The following is a 16,744-nucleotide window of genomic DNA, read 5'->3' on the forward strand; positions in this document are numbered from 1 at the left end:
CTTCGGTCATCGGGCGCGCCCCTTCGTGCTACCGCTACCACCAGCCGGGCTGCTGCCGCCCCGCCCCGGGCTCCGACGGGCGGGCGGTCCTGCATGCTAGAATTACCTCGCCTGACGCGAGGCCAACTTTCGGCCGGACGAAAGGTTCCGCGCTCGGCCGCGCGTGCGGCCACACCACAGACGAGAGGCGCCCATCCAGTGACGCCGACAACATGTGAGGAGAAATCCATGCTCAAGAGCACCAACATCACCCGTCGCCAGGCGCTTGCCGCACTCGGCTCCATCACCGCCGGGCTTGCGCTCGCTGCCTGCGGCACCGGTCAAACAGAGTCCACGGATGCGCCCTCTTCCAGCGATGCCTCGTCCTCGTCGGAAGCCTCCACCGCCTCCGAGGACGTGACCGTCCGCGTGGCATCCCTCAAGGGCCCCACCACCATTGGCCTGGTCTCGATGATGGATACCACCTCCGGCGTCCCCACCGAGGATGCCCCCACCGAGCCCGCCGAAGGCTCCACGGGCATCACCTACTCCTACACGATCTCCGGTGCGGCCGACCAGGTCCTACCGCTGGTCATCCAGGGCGAGGCGGACATTGCCCTCGTGCCCTCCAACGTGGCCTCGGTCCTCTACAACAAGACCCAGGGCGGCATCCGCGTGATCGACGTCAACACGCTGGGCGTGCTCTCCGTGGTCACCGGGGACGCCTTCGTCGAGCAGTTCGAGGATCTCGCCGGCCACATCGTCTACCTCTCCGGTCAGGGAGCCACCCCCGAGTACACGCTCAACTACTTGCTTGACCAGGCCGGGATCAGGGATCAGGTGACCATCGAGTTCAAGAGCGAGCACAGCGAGTGTGCGGCCGCCATCCAGGCAGACCCTACCGCCGTCGCCATCCTGCCCGAGCCCTTCACCACGGCAACGCTGGCCAAGGACTCCTCGCTCTCTGCGCCCGTGAGCCTTACCGACGTCTGGGACCGCTACGCCGGCGGCTCGGGTAGCCAGTTCGTGATGGGAGCGACCATTGCTCGCTCCGAGTTTGTGGACGAGCATCCCGCAGCCATTGCGGACTTCCTCTCGCGCCACGCCGAGTCCGTCGACACCGTGAACGGCGATCCCGCCGCTGCGGCGCCACTCGTGGCGAAGGCTGGTATCGTGGCTAGCGAGGCCATCGCCGAGAAGGCCATTCCCAAGTGCAACATCGTGTGCACTACGGGCGAGGACATGCGCTCCGCGCTCTCCGGTTATCTGCAGGTCCTCTATGATGCCGACGCCTCCTCGGTGGGCGGTGCGCTCCCCGGCGACGACTTCTACTACGAGGCCTAGGCCTCAGCCAGCATGGCAGCCGAGAGTAACAAGCCTGCCGTGGCTCCGCGCGACGTTCTGCGCCGCGCGGGCGCCGTTGCCTTCTGGCTCCTCGTGTGGCAGCTCGCAAGCATGGCCGTTGGCTCCGATCTTCTGCTTGCCGGCCCAGTGACGGTGCTTGTGCGCCTGGCACAACTCGTTCCCACGGCAGGTTTCTGGTCCGCAGTTGGCTTCTCGCTTGCGAGAATAGCCGCCGGATTCGCTGTGGCCTTCCTGCTTGGTCTGGTGCTTGGCCTTCTCGCTCACCGCTGGCACGCGCTGGCGGAGCTTCTCGCCCCGGCAGTGAGCTTCCTTAAGAGCGTGCCCATCGTCTGCGTGATTGTGCTTTTGCTCATGTGGGTGGGGTCGGTGCGGGTCTCGGCCATCGCTGTCTTTCTCGCCGTATTTCCCGCCATTTACTTCAGCGTGCTTGAGGGATGCATGGCGGCAGACCCCGGACTGGGAGAGCTGCTCCGCGTGATGGGCGTCCCCGGCTGGCGGCGCTTCCTGGCAGACACCTGGCAGCAGCTACTCTCGTACCTGGTGGCCACGTGCAGGAACGCCTGCGGCATGGCGTGGAAGGCAGGTGTTGCCGCCGAGCTTATAGGAAGTCCGCGCGGCTCGATGGGGGAGCGCGTCTACCAGGCAAAGCTCCTGCTCGAGACCGGCGACCTTTTTGCGTGGACCATCGTGGTGGTGGCGCTTTCGTGGGCGTGCGAGAAGGCCTTTCTGGCACTCCTGCGTTCCACTGGTGGCTGGGCGATTGCGGCAAGCGTACCGCGAGCTGCGGCGCCGCAGCGCCGACAAGCCTCGCCTGCCCCGATAGGCATCTCGCTTGAGGACGTGACCCTGGGCTACGACGGCGTGCCGGTTGCTACCTGCAGCCTCGCGCTTGCACCGGGCTCGCGCACGGTGCTCGCCGACCCATCCGGCGCGGGAAAGTCCACGCTGGTCAAGGTGGTCTGCGGGCTTCTCGCCCCGCTCGCCGGACTCGTGGAGGCGCCGACTTGGGGTGAGCTCTCGGTGCAGTTCCAGGACCCGCGCCTGGTCGAGGCAATGACTGCGGAGCAGAACGTGCTGCTCTGCTCGGCGGGCACCCGTTCTGCGGGGGAGGCGCATGCGCTCCTGGCGGAGCTTCTTCCCGAGGATGCTCTGGGCAGGCCGATTGCGGAGCTCTCCGGCGGGCAACGCCGCCGTGTGGAGCTGGCGCGGGCGCTCGCGCATCCTAGCGCGGCGGTTGTTCTCGACGAGCCCTTTGCCTCGCTCGACGCCGACTCGCACAAGGTGGCGGCTGCCTTTGTGGTGCGCCACCTTTGTGGCCGCACGCTGCTCGTTGCCTCTCACGCCCCCGGTGACGCCGAGCTTCTCGATGCGCAGCCGGCACGGTTGGGCAACGCAGACGAGAAGGATCGGAAAGAATTCTCGGAAGAATAATTCTTGCGAGAATATTCTAGGACTCTTGCCGAGACGTGCCTACTTCGAGTAGGCCGCTCGCACGCTGACGCCGGGGATGGCGCCGATGCGGCCGGCCAGTGCCGCGATGGTGTCCTGCGGCGCGTCGACGGCGACGGAAATTACGTTCATGTGGCGCTTGGGGTAGGGGATGCCCATGCGGCCGATGATGATACTGGCATTCTCGTGCAGCACCTCGTTGAGGCGCGCGACCGATTCCGTGTCCTCGACGATGATTCCCAGCACTGCGACGCGCGTCTCCATGACTGCCTCCCGTGACCTGCGGTTCCTCGGCTTCAAGCGACAGAATACGCCCTTGTGGCGCCAAAACGGCGCCACAAGGGCGTTCCCGCAGCAACTGCGTACGAAACCCTCGCTGCGCCGCCGAGCCTTCCGGCGCGCACCGCGCCCTACCGCGCGAGAAGCGGCGTCAGCTCGCCCTGCGAGACGATCGTGACCTCGTGCATCGCGCGGCTGATGGCGGTGTAGAGCCGCCGCCGCGAGATCGGCGTGTCCGGGTAGACCCCTGCCTGCGCGTCGGGCACCACCACGTGGTCGAACTCGAGGCCCTTCGCCAGCCGCAGGTCCATGACCACCACGCCACTCGCCGGCATGAGGGTGTCGCGGCTCACAAGGCGCACGCAATCGCCCAGCTGCTTCGCAAGCCAGTTGGCGCGTGCGGCGTCGGCGGCAACGATGGCGGTGAGGCCCTCCTCGTCCGTGGCCTTCTCGGCAATGCGCGCCAGCTCAGCCACGTAACGTCCCGGGTCGCCGTCCGCCACCTCCACAACGCGCGGTGGCGTGCCAGCCCGTTGCACCGAGGTGAGACGCGCGCGCTCGTCAAGCGGCAAGAGGCTCGTGAACAGCTCTGTGATCTCGGGGCTCGAGCGGTAGCTGGTGAGAAGCTCGCAGGTCTCGACCTCGCCATGCGTCGCCGAGAAGATCTGTCGCACCTGGTCGAAGCTCGCCGTGCCCTCGCGGATGGCCTGGTGCTCGTCGCCAAGCAGCATGAAGTGCGCACGCGGGAAGTAGCGCGCAAGCACCATGAGCTGCGTCACGGTGTAGTCCTGCACCTCGTCCACCATCACGTAGCGCGCGGACTTCTCGCCGCCGCCCATCACCAGCAGCTTGAGGTAGACCCACTCTGCCGCCGTGAGCGCGCTCTTGCCCAGCACGCGCATGCCAATACGGTCAATGCGCAGCCAGTTGCCGCGCTCGATCTCGTCGTGCGCGCCGGCAAAGAGATGGCGCACGTACGTGAGCGCGTAGGCGGCGCACTCTTCGTCGTCGGCGGGGCTTATCGTCTGGCCAAAGACCTCGACCTGCTCTTCCACGTCGAGGCCCAGCATCTCCTCCCAGACCTCCTCGCTCTTGGAGAGCGCCGCAAGCTTGCGGTCAAGGCGGTCGTGCAGCTCGTCCTTCACCAGGGCGGTAAGGCGCGGGCCCACGGGAATCTGCGAGAACTTGGCCACGGCACCCGCCACCGAGGATGCCTTGAGCATCACGCGTTCGCCGCAGCGGACCTCGCGCAGGTCGTCGGGCTCAAGTGTCATCGTGCGCACGCCCTCCTCAAGGTGGGCGAGCTCCTCCGGGTCTCCGTCGCGCCCGTCGCCGCGCTCGGAAAGTCCAAGGCTGGCGAGAAACCCGCGCCACGTGAAGATGCGCGGGTTCTTCTCGCCCATGCTGGGCAGCACGGTGTCGATGTAGTGGCGAAAGACGTCGTTGGGCGTGAAGAGAAAGACCTGGTCTGCCGAGAGGGTCTTGCGCTCCTGATAGAAGAGGTACGCCACGCGCTGCAGCAGCACCGAGGTCTTGCCCGAGCCGGCGATGCCGCTCACGAGCAGCACCGGGACGTCCTCGTGGCGGATGACTGCGTTCTGCTCGCGCTGGATGGTGGCGGTGATGGCCGCGAGCTTCTCGGAGTGGTGCTTCTTGAGCGCACCCAGAAGCAGCGAGTCCTCGATGGCCACGGTGGTGTCGAAGTACGAGTTGAGCGTGTCGCGCGTGATGTCAAACTGGCGGCGCAGCAGCAGGTTGACGGTGCGCGTGCGGCCGTCTACCTGGTAGGATGTGGGACCCATCTCCTGGTTGTAGTAGGTCTCGGCCACGGGGCTGCGCCAGTCCACGATGAGCGGGCGCTTGTGCTCGTCGGTCATGCCTGCGGCGCCAATGTAGACGTCGCGCGGCGGACGGCCGGGACGCATCTCCAGCGTGACCTTGGCGAAGTAGGGCTGGCGCAGCAGCAGGAGCACGCGCTGGAGCTTCTCGACGGTGAAGTCGTGGTACTGGTTGTACGTATCGATGACCGAGTTGAGCGTCTCGATGGCGGCCAGCGTCTCCATGGTCTCGTCGGAGCCGCCAAAGTCGGGACGAATCTCCTCGCTCATCTCGCGGAGGTCCGCCGCCGCGCCCCTGTGGCTGGTCTCGATCTCCTCCGTGAGGGTGTCGCGCAGGCCGCAGAGCTGGGTGTATATCGCGCTCAGGTGGTCCTGCTCCTCACGGAACGTCTTGTCGTGCGTCTCGTCTGCCATGCGTCCTCCCCGTGCCCGGCACGAAAGCGTGACGGACTATTGTAGCGCGAGACGGGCGCGGGCGAGCAGGACCGCGGGGCTACTCTGTCGTGTCTCCGTCTCCCGCGAGCCGCACGGTGCAGGATGGGAAGCCCCCGGCGTTCGAGTACGTCACGGTGCAGGGAATGCGGTCGGGGAGCGCCTTGGGGTCGAGGCCCGCGCCAAGCGAAAGCGCACCCATCTCCCGGGCGTTGATGCGCCCTACCAGCTCGCCAAAAACCTGGCAACGCCAGGTGGCGCCAATGCCCAGCGGGCCCTTCTCGCGCACAAACTCGCCGGGTGCCGAGGTGACGGAGTGCTTTGTCATCTCGAGACCGGCGGCAAGGACCATCGTGGTGTTCTCAAAGACAAACTCCTCGAGCCTCTCGGGCTCGCGCCTACGTGCGGACATGTGTGTCTCCTCGTTGCGACCTTGATGTTCTCGATGCGTGTGCCTCGCAGCGCGCCGCCTAGTCGCAGGCCTTCTCGATGCGGCGGCGCAGCTCGTCGATGCCCAGGCCGGTCTGCGCGGAGGTGAGCAGCATCTGCTCGCGCGGCACGTCGAGCTGGCGCGAGAGAAGTTCAACCTGACGCGCCTGCTTGGGTCGGCTGAGCTTGTCTGCCTTGGTGAGCGCGACCACAAAGGGAAGCTCGTTCTCGCGGAGGAACGCCAGCATATCCTGGTCGAGCTTCTGCGCCTCCAGGCGCACGTCGACAAGGGCGATGACCAGGTTGAAGCTGCGTTCCTGCGCAAAGTAGCCAGAGATGAGGTTTGCCCAGCGCTGGCGCTCGGCCATCGAGACGCGCGCGAAGCCGTAGCCAGGCAGGTCCACAAAGCTAATGCCGTCTGCCTCGAAGAAGTTCACGTTTGCCGTCTTGCCTGGCTGCGACGAGACCTTTGCCAGCGCCTTGCGGCCCAGCAGCTTGTTGAGAAGCGATGACTTGCCCACGTTGGAGCGGCCGACAAACGCCACCTCGGGTGTGGTGGGGGCGGGGAGCCCGTCGACGGTTCCGTATGAAGCGATGTAGCGAGCGTTCTGCAGGTTGAGCGCCATGGTTTCCTCTTTTCGCGATGCCTTTGGGTGACGATTTTACCCGAAGCGAGGCTGCGGCCCCTCGCGGCGCGGTCCCGCGCTCCGGTGCGTCACCGCGTTCCGGCCCTCATCCGTCATGCACTGTTGAGAAGGATTTCGACATTCTGCGGCCGGCAAACCGAAGATTCCGTCCAATTTGTTCTCAACAGCGACGGGCATAACCATCAGCAGGACCGGTAGAATGTCGCCGTAGTGCAAAGCGGGCAGGGAGGTGCGACAGCGTGGACGAGAAGGACCAAAAACCTGGCGAGCCACCCAAGCGCTCTCTTCTCGTCACGCTCCTCATCGCGGCAGCGATCGCGCTGCTCGCCGGCTTTCTCGCCTGGGGAGTTCCTGCGCTGCTCGGTGTGAGATAGGTCGAAGCGCCGCCCCCGTCTCCTGCGCGCCGCCCCGTCGCCAGCTGCGCGCCAGCCCTGTCTCTAGTTTTTCGCTGAATGCACGGCGTCCGCGTGACCCGTTCCGCGCGGCCCCTTCATCATTGACACGTTAACAGGCGCGCGCACCCGCCGTCGGCGGCTGGCGCAAGAAGGGGGAAACGTGGATCTTCTCGAGCTTCTCAAGGCAGCGGTCTATGGCGTGGTCGAGGGCATCACCGAGTGGCTGCCCATCTCGTCGACGGGGCACATGCTCCTTCTCGAGCAGGTCATGCCGCTCAGCGTCTCGAAGGACTTCTGGGACATGTTCCTCGTGGTAATCCAGCTCGGCGCCATCATTGCCGTGCTTGTCGCCTTCTTCCACGAGCTCAACCCGTTCTCGGGCTCCAAGTCGGCCAAAGAGCGCCGCTTCACGTGGACGCTCTGGGGCAAGACCATCGTCGCGTGCATTCCCGCCGCCGTGATTGGCCTCCCGCTTGACGATTGGATCGAGGACCACCTGGGCAGCCCCTTTGTGATTGCCGCGGCGCTTATCGTCTACGGCATTGCCTTTATCATTATCGAGACCCTCCGCGAGCGCCGTGCCCAGCGCCTCGCCGCCCCAGCAGCAGGCTCTACCGCAGCGGTCGGCACGTCTGGTTCCTATCGTCCGCGTCACTTCTCCGGCTCGGCCGCGCCGCAGCCGCAGCAGGAGCTCGCGGTCTCGCAGCTTGCAGATTCCGAGGCCTGCATCCAGGACATTGGTGACCTCGACTGGAAGACCGCCCTGGGCATCGGCCTCTTCCAGGTGCTCTCCATCGTCCCCGGCACCTCGCGCTCCGGCTCCACCATCATCGGCGGCCTCATCCTTGGCTGCTCGCGCACCGTGGTCGCGCAGTTCACGTTCTACCTGGCCATTCCCGTGATGGTGGGTGCCTCTGGCCTGCGCCTGGTGAAGTACTTCCTCAAGGGCAACACCTTCTCCGGCCCCGAGGCGGCAATCCTGCTTACGGGCTGCGCCGTGGCGTTTGTCGTCTCCCTGGCGGCCATCCGCTTCCTTATGGGCTTCGTGAAGAAGCACGACTTCAAGCCCTTCGGTTGGTACCGCATCGTGCTGGGCATCGCCGTCATTGCGTACTTTGCGCTGGTCGCGGCCTAGGGGCACGGCGAGAAGAACGGGCTGCCGAGAGGAGCGTCGCATCATGGTGCGCGAGCGCGAGGGCTACATTCCGTTTGCGGGATACCAGACCTACTACCGAGTGGCGGGGGAGTGCCAGCCTGGTAAGCTGCCCCTGCTCGTCCTGCACGGCGGACCCGGTGCCGCCCACTACTACCTGCAGTCTCTCGATGGCATTGCCGAGAAGTACGGTCGCGCCGTTGTCTACTACGACCAGATCTCCTGCGGCCGCTCCAAGACGCCGCCCCTGCCGGATCTGTGGGGATGCTCTCTCTTTCTCGACGAGCTTGCCTGCGTGCGGGCGTATCTTGCGACGACCTTTGGCTGGGATCGTCTGCACATCCTGGGCCAGAGCTGGGGCGGCATGCTGGCCATGATGTACGCCATCGGCGAGCCCTGGCATAGTCACGGACACGACGGCCTGGCCTCCATGGTGGTTGCCAGCTCGCCCGCGAGCATGGACCTGTGGCTTCACGAGGCCATCCGGCTTCGCCACTACCTGCCGCAAGAGATGGACGAGGCCCTGGCGCAGGCCGACGTCGACGGTGACTACAGTCGTCCCGAGGTCCGTGCGGCGACGGCCGAGTATTACCGACGCCACGTCTCCAAGGTGCCGGAGGACGAGAGGCCCGCGCATCTCCACAGTCCCGAGCCGGATCCGGTTGGAGACGAGTGCTACCACTTCATGCAGGGGATGAGCGAGTTTGTCGTCACGGGCGCTCTCTCGCACTGGAGCGTGGTGGACCAGCTGCCCAAGATTGACGTTCCTACGCTCGTGACCTCGGGTGCGGCTGACGAGTGCACACCGCTTGTGGCAAAGCAGGTGGCTGACGGCATTCCCGGTGCCCGTTGGGAGCTCTTCGCCGATGGCACGCACTGGGTGCACGGCGAGCAGCCTGATCGCTATAACGCGGCGGTCGAGCGCTTCCTCGAGGAGCACGAGTAGGGCGGCTCCGCCGCCGTGCCGGCTACGACGCCATCTTCGTGAGCGCGTAGAACTTGCCCGTCGACGCGTTGGCGAGTGTGTCGGCATCCCAACTCCGGGAGGTCACGTCGCTTGAGGTGGGGTCGTGCACGGTGAAGGTGCCGTCGGAGCCCTTCTCGACCACAAGAATCCAGTGCTCGTAGGGGGTGAGGCTATCGGCCTTGACCTCCATCGCAACCACGGTTCCCGACGTGACCACCGCCGAGATGTTGTCGGCCGAGGTGTCGTACGTGTGATAGACCACGCCAAGCGCGTTGGATTCGTTTGTGAAGAAGTCGCCGCTCAAGCTTGAGTCACCGGTGGCGAGCCCGTCCTTCTCGGCAAGCGTTGCAATGGTCGCGGGCGTGTTGTCGGTCGAACCGGTAAGGCCAATCGTTGCCATGGACATCACCGTGGGACCAGACCCCGTCACCGCAAGCGCGCTGCCTGCGTAGTCCACCGCACCCCAGCGGGAGTCCCAGTCATAGAGCTGCGGGTAGCTGCCAACCGCCCCCTCCTCGCCGTAGGCCTGCGCCGTCTTGTCGGACTCCAGGTAGCCGGCGACAAGCGAGATGGCGTCGGGCTCGTTGAGCGCCAGCTCAACCAGGCGCTCGTCGGAGTACTGGTCGGCATTGCTCGCAATCTGGGCCATCTGATCGTCCTGGTCGAGTCGCGCAGTAAGCGCCTGCGAGAGGTCGTCCGAGATACCCGTGGCAACGCGGGGCTTCTCCTCCACCCGTTGCTCCTCCTGGGCGGCGTTGCCCGCCACGCAGCTCGAGATGGCAAAGACGAGAAGCACCACGGCGACAATGCCCAACACCAACGCGGCGACCATGCGCGTGTCAAGGCTGCCCGTGCGCCTCCCGCGTCCTGCGCTCGCAAAGCCAATGCTGCGGCTTCGCAGCTCATAGCCCTGGCGTCTGCCACGACTGCGCGAGCCCGTTCCAAGCGGCCTCTGCTGGCGCGGGCGAGAGGAACCGCCGCGACCCCCGCGCGAACCACCCGCGCGGCGCTGAGATCTCTGGGGCCTGCCGTCGGAGTACTCCATGAAGCCTCCCTGCGTGGTGCGCGCGCCGGGATGCGCGTGCGCGCCAAAAAGTCGATGCAACATTTCGAATGACGCGTGGGCCAGTCGCCTCGCGAATCTCTGCCCCGCACATCACATATGCACTATAAGACAGTGTTGCGTTTTGCATGCGGGCGACTCCTCCGAGCGGCGCCAGTGCTATGAAACGCTGCCTCAAGCGGCGCCGCATTGTCCGCCAAGCAGATGAGACCCTAGCTGAGCTGTTGGTATGGTGCTTGCGTGACCCTGGGAACGAATATGGGTATTGTTCATTTTTGATACGTATAATCCGATAGAAGTATTCACCCTTGTATGGGGTGGACCAACAGGCTCGGACCGTTAGTTGAGAGGCATCACGTGGCTAAGCAGAGAAACGACAGGCAAGAAGCCATCAGGCAAATCATTCGCGACAAGTCCATTCGCACTCAGCGAGCGCTTGTGGAGGAGCTCCAGGCAGAGGGTTTCTCGTGCACGCAGGCAACGGTCTCGAGAGACATCACCGAGATGGGTCTGCGCAAGCTTCCCGAGGGCATCTACGTGCTCTCCGAGGACCTGCACCTGCAGCGGATGCTCTCAGAGTTTGTGGTGGATGTGCTCCGCGCCGAGAACCTCGTGGTGATCAAGTGCCAGCCTGGCACGGCGTCGGGCGTTGCCGCGGCAATCGATGGGGCGGCGCTCTCGCACGCGCTGGGTTCGGTTGCTGGCAACGACACGGTGCTCGTGGTTGCCATCGACGGCCAGCACGCGGCCGACCTTCAGGCGCTCGTGAAGAAGCTCGGCAGCTCCAAGTAGGCATTGTGTCAATTGCTGCCGTGCCATACTAGCCGGCGTCGGGCAGACTGATTGCCGCCGCGCCGCGCCAAGGCGCCGCCAAGACGTGCGAGACGTTCAAACCAACAGGCGAGAAAAGAGAGGGCCCCGGCACGCTGCCGGGGCCCTCTTGCCATCGATGCAACGGGGTGCGCGCAAGCCGTTGCCTGTAAGCCGCTACTGGCCTTGTGTCCCTCCGGTGTTGGTGCCCGTGTTTGTCCCGGTGTTCTGACCCGTGTTGGTTCCGGTGTTTGAGTTCTCTCCCGTGTTTGTCCCGGTATTTGTTCCGGTGTTCTGGCCGTTGCCGCCGTTGCCACCGTTGCCATTCCCACCGTTGCCGCCCGTACCGGTACCGGAGTTGGTCTCGGTGTTGTTGGTGTTTGTCTCGGTCTTCTCGGTAGTGGTGCTGGTCGTGGACTCCGTCCTGGTGGAGTTGCTGGTGGAGTTGTCGGTGACGGTGTTCCACGACGAACCGGAGTTCGTGGACGCAGAGGTACCCACAAAGCTCCACGAGCTGTTGTCCTTGTAGGTGACGGTCTCGGTGGAGACGGGGAACTCCTCGCGGTCAACGCCCTTGAGCACGGTGTTCATGTAGTTAGTCCAGATGGGCTGCGCCGTAGTGGGGGTCGAGGCGAGGGCTCCCTTGTAATAGGCCGCCTGGTTGTTGTCGCGGTTGCCGCACCATACCGTGGTGGTGAGCTGCGGGGTGAAGCCGCAGAACCAGAGGTTGTCGGCCTTGTCGGAGGTACCGGTCTTGCCGCCCACCGGCTGGTTCGCGGTGAAGTTGGCATGCACGTAGTTGGTGGTGTAGCCCGCCTTGACAACCCCCTCGAGGACCTTGCGCGCATCCTGGGCAACGCCCTCGTCGATGACCTGCTTGGGATCGTCCTCGTGCTCATAGACCGTGTTGCCGTTGCGGTCCTCGATCTTGGTGATGGCGATCGCGTCGCGGTGGACGCCGTTGGTGGCAAAGACGCTGTACGCCTCGCACATCTCGAGCGGGGTGACGCCGGAGGAGCCAAGCACCAGCGAGGGGACGGACGAGAGGTCCGAGTCGATGCCCATGAGATGGGCGGTCTCGATGAGCTTGTCAACGCCAACGGCCATCACGACCTGCGCGTATGCGGTGTTGGAGGAGAGCTCTGTCGCGCGCGCGAGCGATACGTAGCCGTACTGCGCGTTCTCGTAGTTGTGGGGCGTCCAGGTGGATGTGATCTGCATGGGCGAGTTGCAGTTGAGGATGATGGAGGGGTTCATGCCGTCGATCATCGCCGCCATGAGCATGAACGGCTTGAAGCTGGAGCCAGCCTGCCGCTGGCTGATGGCGAGGTTGATCGAGCTCTGGCCCTGGGTCTCGTCGTATCCGTAGTTGGTGCCGCCGACCATCGCCACGATGTGGCCGTTGGTGTTGTCGACGGACACGAGCGCGGCGGAGAGCTGGTCGTTGCCGGACTTGGAGATGAGGTCGTTCACTGCCTCGTCGGCGGCCTGCTGCTTGTCGACCTCGAGTGTGGTGTAGACGCGCAGGCCGCCCTTGAGGATGGTGTCGTTGTCGAAGTCGTTCTGGAGGAGCTGCTTCACGTAGTCGGTGAAGTAGGGATACGAGCCAGAGACCTCGTCCTGCAGCGAGCCGGGGCTGAGCGTGAGCTCCTCGGCGGTGGCCTCGTTGTACTCGTCCTGCGTGATGTCGCCCATCTCGAGCATGTTGCCCAGGACCTTGTTGCGCCGCTCGACGCAGGCGTCAGGGTTCACGAACGGGTCGTAGTAGGAGGGGGAGTTGGGGATGCCCACGAGCGTCGCGGCCTCGGCCAGCGTAAGCTCGCTGGCGTGCTTGTTGAAGTACGTGACGCTTGCTGCCTCGATGCCGTAGGCGCCCTCGCCGTAGTAGATGGTGTTGAGGTACATGTTGAGGATCTGGTCCTTCGAGTACGTCTTCTCCATCTGGATGGCGATGTAGGCCTCGCGCACCTTGCGCTTGAGGGTCTGGTCGAACTGCTCTGACGAGAGGACCGTGTTCCTCACGAGCTGCTGGGTGATGGTGGAGGCGCCCTCGGAGCGGCCGCTGAGCTGGCTGGCGATAGCGCGCAGGATGCCCTGGGGGTCAACGCCGTTGTGCTGGTAGAAGCGCTCGTCCTCGACGTCGACGGTGCCCTTCTTCACGTAGTCCGAGATGTCGTCGAGCGTGACGGAGCGGCGGTTCTGGAGGTAGTACTCCGCAATCTCGGTGCCGTCGGCTGCGTAGACGATGGTGGGCTCTGCCACCAGGTAGGCATCTGCCGACTCGTAGTCGGGCAGGTCCTGGAGCCATGAGTCGACCACGGCGCCCAGGGAGACGGCGAGCGCCAATGCAAAGAGCGCTATGAAGCCAAACACGCCGGCGATGCCAAATCCGACGGCGTGCGTACTTGCGTGCTTGTGAGCCCTGCGGGTTCTGATGCCCATGGAACCTCCTCGTGTGGACACAATCGCTCACATTATAGGGAATGGGCCTTGTCGGCTTGTGTCCGTTCTGCGTGGACGCGGGACGAGAGGGACGCTAGCAGGCGCCGTGCTGCAGCGAGCGTGGCGCGGTCCTTGCGGCCTAGTCGACTACGTGGTACAGCCGAATGTCCCGGTCCTTGTAGACAAGCTGGAACCCCGGGGTGTTCTCGTCAATGGACTCGATGCCCGCCCAGTCTTCCGGGTTATAGGAATCGCTCGACTGTTGGGTTCTCCCCGTGACGTCCATCTGGAGCACCCACCGTATGCCCAGGCGCTCCGCCTCTGCGCGGACGTCCTCGTTGGTCGCTATCTGGTCGAGGCCGGTGCGCACGAGCTGCGCACCCTCTGTGTCCAGGTGGCCTCGCTCGTTTGCAATTCCATCGTTCGTCCTGTAGAGCACGTGGATGTCGTTGGCCCCGTAGAGATACAGGCTTTTGTCGTAGGTGGAGTTGGCCACGGTGTCATCCCCCACGATTTCCTTAATGTCTTGCAGGTCGCTGCGAATCGCCTCGCTGTTGAGGGGGTTCCATCTGCCGTATGCGGCGTCTATTTCGTAGCGGGCATGATTGAGCGCACCGTAATAATGGACGGGGACAAGCGCCTCGACGGAGACGAGGGCGATGGCGGCAAGCGCCGGGAAGACGGCCATGGCCCTGCGGACTCCTGGGCGCCCGGGAGACTTCCCCAGTTGCGTCTTGACGAGGCAGCAGATTCCCGAGACGCCTTCTGCGGCAAACATGATGGCGGGGATGACGAGAAACGCGGCGATTCGGTTGGAGTCCGTGTACCAGAAGCCGGTGAGGAGCTGCCTTGCCAGCCCCTCCGCGGACCCCGCGACAATGCACATGACCTGAACCATCACGTACGAGGCCACCAGCCCAGGGTGGCGAAGCCTCACGAGGTCGGTAATTACCCCGATGCCCGCAAGGGCAAAGAGGAGCGGCTGACCCTCGTGCAGCTCGTAGAGGTAGCTGCTCGTGATGAGTAATGCCTGGTTGCGTATGGCTTCTGGGACGCTTTCGTAGGTGCCCCAGTAGTTGCTAACGACACCTCGAAGGAACGGCGCGTTGAAGAGGGCAACCCAGGCTGCGATTGCCGCTGCTGACACTCCCGCCGCCATTGCGCAGGCGCGTGTGAAGGAGGCGCCGCGGCGGCGCTGTGCGCGAAAGACGTGTACCGCAACGGAAGGCGCGGTGAGCACGCCAAGTGAGAAGTCGGCGTTCGGGTGCACAAGAGCAAGGGCGACAACCGTGACGAGGAGGAAGGCTGCGTAGAACGCGTGGCTTCCCGTCTCGTCACGCATGAGCCCAAACATCAGCGCTACGCCCAGGGGCAGCAGCGAAAAGGCAAAGAGGTTGGGGTAGAGCGGCCCAAAGACGACCAGCGCGTAGGGCATGGCGGGGAAGAGACAGCACGGCACCGCCCCGGCGAGCAGGGCCGTCGCATCGCCCCGGAAGACCTCGGAGATGCAGAACGCCATCGCGAGGGGAAACACGACGGAGCCCAACACAACAATGGAGGCGTTGATTGCCAAAGGGGCGGAGACCCCCGCCCCGAGGACGGCAAGCGCGCAAAGCCCGTGGTAGGTGGCAGGGTAGAAGCTGAGGATGGCGCCCGTCTCGCCAAAGGGGTTGGCGACGGCGTCCGCAGCGGTGAGGTAGGCGCTTGCGCGGAGCGAAGACATGCTCTGCGAATCGGCGAACGCCCGGATGATGCTAAGGTGGGTGTCGTTGTCCCACTGCTGGATGAAGCCTCCTGCGGTGGTGTCTCGAGAGATAAAGACGTAGAGGCAGACGGCGGTTCCTGCGGCAACGTAGAGCAGGATGACTTGTGGGGTGAGCCCCTTGCCAACCTCTGACAGCTTGCTGCGTCGGCGTGCGAGAAGAAACGCCGCAAGCAGGCAGACTGCGGTCAGCGGCACGAACATGGTGAGTGGGTTTGCGGGAATTCCTGTGAGTGCGTATACGACTCCCGCAACTCCCAGCCATGCCGTCGAGACGATGGGGGAGAGCGCAAGGGAGGCGCATGCGGGGATTCCCGCGGCGACAAGCGCGATAGATCCGGGTGCGAAGAGCATGAGAACCATGACGAGAACGGCGATGAGCATGAAGCTTAACCTCACAGAGCGATAGCTGGTCGATGTTCGTACGCTACCACTGACTGTTGGCTCCATTGCCAAGCTTTGTCCATGGGGTTGCGTCCGTTCGGTGCTGGGTGCATCATCAGGGACTGCACTTTCAGTTATTCTGTGACAACTTGCTTTATTTCTGTTGAAGGGCCTACATTGTCCGCATCCGCTTGTACGCGCCTCTATTTCGAGGACGTTCTCAACGTTCTTTCGTGCTTTGCCGTTGTGGCGCTGCACTGCTCGCTCACCGTCTTTGGCCCAGGCCGCGGGCGCGAGTGGGAGCTCGCGCTCGTGCAGCAGGCGGTCTTCATCTTCGCCGTTCCCGTGTTCATGATGCTGAGCGGGGCAAACCTCATGGAGTACCGCAGCCGCTACTCGACTCGCGAGTTCTTCCGCAAGCGAGTTCTCAGGGTGGGCGTGGCGCTTCTCGTGGGAAGCGTTGCCTGCTACCTCGCATATTGCCTCTTTCCGGACTCGTTCTGGGGTGCGCGCGACGTCGCGAAGGACTTCTCCCTGCGGGCGTTCGTCCATGGGTTTCTGGGCGACACCATCAACAACACCTATTGGTTCTTCTATGCCATTCTCGGCGTCTATTGTGTGGCCCCACTGCTCTCGCTTGCCGCCGACAGGCCCCGCATGCTGCGCGGGCTTCTGGCGGGAGGGTTCCTCTTCGCGTTTGTGGTGCCAACGCTTACCTGGGCGCATGTCGTGAGGCCTGAGGACGCTAGCGCCGTTCAGGGCTGGCCCCTCCTTACGAGCACATCCGTCTTCTATTTCCTCCTAGGCTACTATCTTCGCAGGTACGTACCGGACACCAAGGCGGTTCGCGCGGTTGCGGCCATAGCGTTGGTTGCGTCGCCGGTGCTCATGCATGCCATCGGGCATGCCGTGAACGTTTCGAGGCCCGAGTACGACTCCTTTCCCGTGAACGCGTTCTTCCCGCTTGCAGCCACCTATGCCGCGGGCCTGTTCTGCGTTGTGCGTGCGCTTGAGCCGCGCCTTCAGGCGATGGGAAAGCGCGCGAGGGGCGCCCTCGTCACGCTCTCCTCGGCTTCCCTGTACGTGTATCTGTTCCACATCCCCGTGATCAACTGGCTTGGGGCAAACGTCACGCCCGAGCAGGGCGCCCGCTTCTCAAGGCATCCGCTCTACGAGGCCGTCATAGTGTTTGTCCTTGTCGGCGTGCCGAGCGTTGCGTACGCGCTTGCCAAGCGTGCCGCGAAGCGCCGCTCGAAGGAAGCTGCCAGCGCGCGGTAAGGTGCTTTGACGTACAGGCTCCTGCGGCAGGCGCGTGGCAGCAACCTGCGCTATCCTTGTGCGTGCGCGGTC

General features: G+C 64.5%; 14 protein-coding genes. 7 read left to right on the forward strand and 7 right to left on the reverse strand.

Annotation, left to right across the window (positions count from 1 at the left end):
* Nucleotides 1-228: 228 nt before the first annotated feature.
* Both BMX94_RS04390 and BMX94_RS04395 read left to right on the forward strand, forming a co-directional pair.
* Nucleotides 229-1,323 carry an ABC transporter substrate-binding protein gene (locus BMX94_RS04390; RefSeq protein ID WP_091004068.1) on the forward strand — a complete coding sequence of 365 codons (1,095 nt, stop codon included), beginning with the start codon at nucleotides 229-231 and terminating at the stop codon, nucleotides 1,321-1,323.
* A 12-nt stretch (nucleotides 1,324-1,335) separates the two neighbouring features.
* Complete coding sequence (locus BMX94_RS04395) at nucleotides 1,336-2,775, forward strand: ATP-binding cassette domain-containing protein (protein WP_091004070.1); 1,440 nt, start codon at nucleotides 1,336-1,338, stop codon at nucleotides 2,773-2,775.
* Nucleotides 2,776-2,814: 39 nt separating this feature from the next.
* Here the strand turns inward: BMX94_RS04395 and BMX94_RS04400 are convergent, their stop codons facing one another.
* The 4 genes from BMX94_RS04400 to yihA all read right to left on the reverse strand — a co-directional run bounded on the left by BMX94_RS04400 (nucleotide 2,815) and on the right by yihA (nucleotide 6,397).
* Nucleotides 2,815-3,057 carry a TM1266 family iron-only hydrogenase system putative regulator gene (locus tag BMX94_RS04400; RefSeq protein WP_091004073.1) on the reverse strand — a complete coding sequence of 81 codons (243 nt, stop codon included), beginning with the start codon at nucleotides 3,055-3,057 and terminating at the stop codon, nucleotides 2,815-2,817.
* Between the two features lie 146 nt (nucleotides 3,058-3,203).
* Nucleotides 3,204-5,324, reverse strand: coding sequence for a HelD family protein (locus tag BMX94_RS04405; RefSeq protein ID WP_091004075.1), 2,121 nt, complete (start codon nucleotides 5,322-5,324; stop codon nucleotides 3,204-3,206).
* Nucleotides 5,325-5,403: 79 nt separating this feature from the next.
* Nucleotides 5,404-5,754 (reverse strand): hypothetical protein, encoded by a 351-nt coding sequence (locus BMX94_RS04410; RefSeq protein ID WP_091004077.1) that lies wholly within the window; start codon nucleotides 5,752-5,754, stop codon nucleotides 5,404-5,406.
* A 58-nt stretch (nucleotides 5,755-5,812) separates the two neighbouring features.
* Nucleotides 5,813-6,397: a ribosome biogenesis GTP-binding protein YihA/YsxC gene (gene yihA, locus BMX94_RS04415; protein WP_091004079.1), complete on the reverse strand. Its 585-nt coding sequence runs from the start codon at nucleotides 6,395-6,397 to the stop codon at nucleotides 5,813-5,815.
* A 260-nt stretch (nucleotides 6,398-6,657) separates the two neighbouring features.
* On the opposite strand from yihA, the gene BMX94_RS10735 reads away from it, so the two are divergent.
* The 3 genes from BMX94_RS10735 to BMX94_RS04425 all read left to right on the forward strand — a co-directional run bounded on the left by BMX94_RS10735 (nucleotide 6,658) and on the right by BMX94_RS04425 (nucleotide 8,912).
* Nucleotides 6,658-6,792, forward strand: a complete 135-nt coding sequence (locus BMX94_RS10735) for a hypothetical protein (protein ID WP_286160017.1) — start codon at nucleotides 6,658-6,660, stop codon at nucleotides 6,790-6,792.
* Nucleotides 6,793-6,973: 181 nt separating this feature from the next.
* Entirely contained in the window at nucleotides 6,974-7,948 is a 975-nt protein-coding gene (locus tag BMX94_RS04420; RefSeq protein WP_091004082.1) for an undecaprenyl-diphosphate phosphatase, read from the forward strand.
* Nucleotides 7,949-7,991: 43 nt separating this feature from the next.
* Complete coding sequence (locus tag BMX94_RS04425) at nucleotides 7,992-8,912, forward strand: proline iminopeptidase-family hydrolase (RefSeq protein WP_091004085.1); 921 nt, start codon at nucleotides 7,992-7,994, stop codon at nucleotides 8,910-8,912.
* A 22-nt stretch (nucleotides 8,913-8,934) separates the two neighbouring features.
* Here BMX94_RS04425 and BMX94_RS04430 read toward each other — a convergent pair whose 3' ends face one another.
* Nucleotides 8,935-9,978 carry a hypothetical protein gene (locus tag BMX94_RS04430; RefSeq protein WP_091004087.1) on the reverse strand — a complete coding sequence of 348 codons (1,044 nt, stop codon included), beginning with the start codon at nucleotides 9,976-9,978 and terminating at the stop codon, nucleotides 8,935-8,937.
* 375 nt (nucleotides 9,979-10,353) lie between these two features.
* On the opposite strand from BMX94_RS04430, the gene BMX94_RS04435 reads away from it, so the two are divergent.
* Nucleotides 10,354-10,788: an arginine repressor gene (locus BMX94_RS04435; RefSeq protein ID WP_091004090.1), complete on the forward strand. Its 435-nt coding sequence runs from the start codon at nucleotides 10,354-10,356 to the stop codon at nucleotides 10,786-10,788.
* Between the two features lie 195 nt (nucleotides 10,789-10,983).
* Here BMX94_RS04435 and BMX94_RS04440 read toward each other — a convergent pair whose 3' ends face one another.
* Nucleotides 10,984-13,248 carry a transglycosylase domain-containing protein gene (locus tag BMX94_RS04440; protein ID WP_091004093.1) on the reverse strand — a complete coding sequence of 755 codons (2,265 nt, stop codon included), beginning with the start codon at nucleotides 13,246-13,248 and terminating at the stop codon, nucleotides 10,984-10,986.
* Between the two features lie 139 nt (nucleotides 13,249-13,387).
* Nucleotides 13,388-15,394 (reverse strand): DUF6541 family protein, encoded by a 2,007-nt coding sequence (locus tag BMX94_RS04445; RefSeq protein WP_091004096.1) that lies wholly within the window; start codon nucleotides 15,392-15,394, stop codon nucleotides 13,388-13,390.
* Nucleotides 15,395-15,571: 177 nt separating this feature from the next.
* Here BMX94_RS04445 and BMX94_RS04450 point away from each other — a divergent pair, with 177 nt between their 5' ends.
* Nucleotides 15,572-16,672, forward strand: coding sequence for an acyltransferase (locus tag BMX94_RS04450; RefSeq protein ID WP_177171323.1), 1,101 nt, complete (start codon nucleotides 15,572-15,574; stop codon nucleotides 16,670-16,672).
* The last annotated feature ends 72 nt before the right edge of the window (nucleotides 16,673-16,744 follow it).

The sequence above is a fragment of the Olsenella sp. KH3B4 genome (assembly GCA_900111695.1).
GTDB lineage: Bacteria > Actinomycetota > Coriobacteriia > Coriobacteriales > Atopobiaceae > Tractidigestivibacter.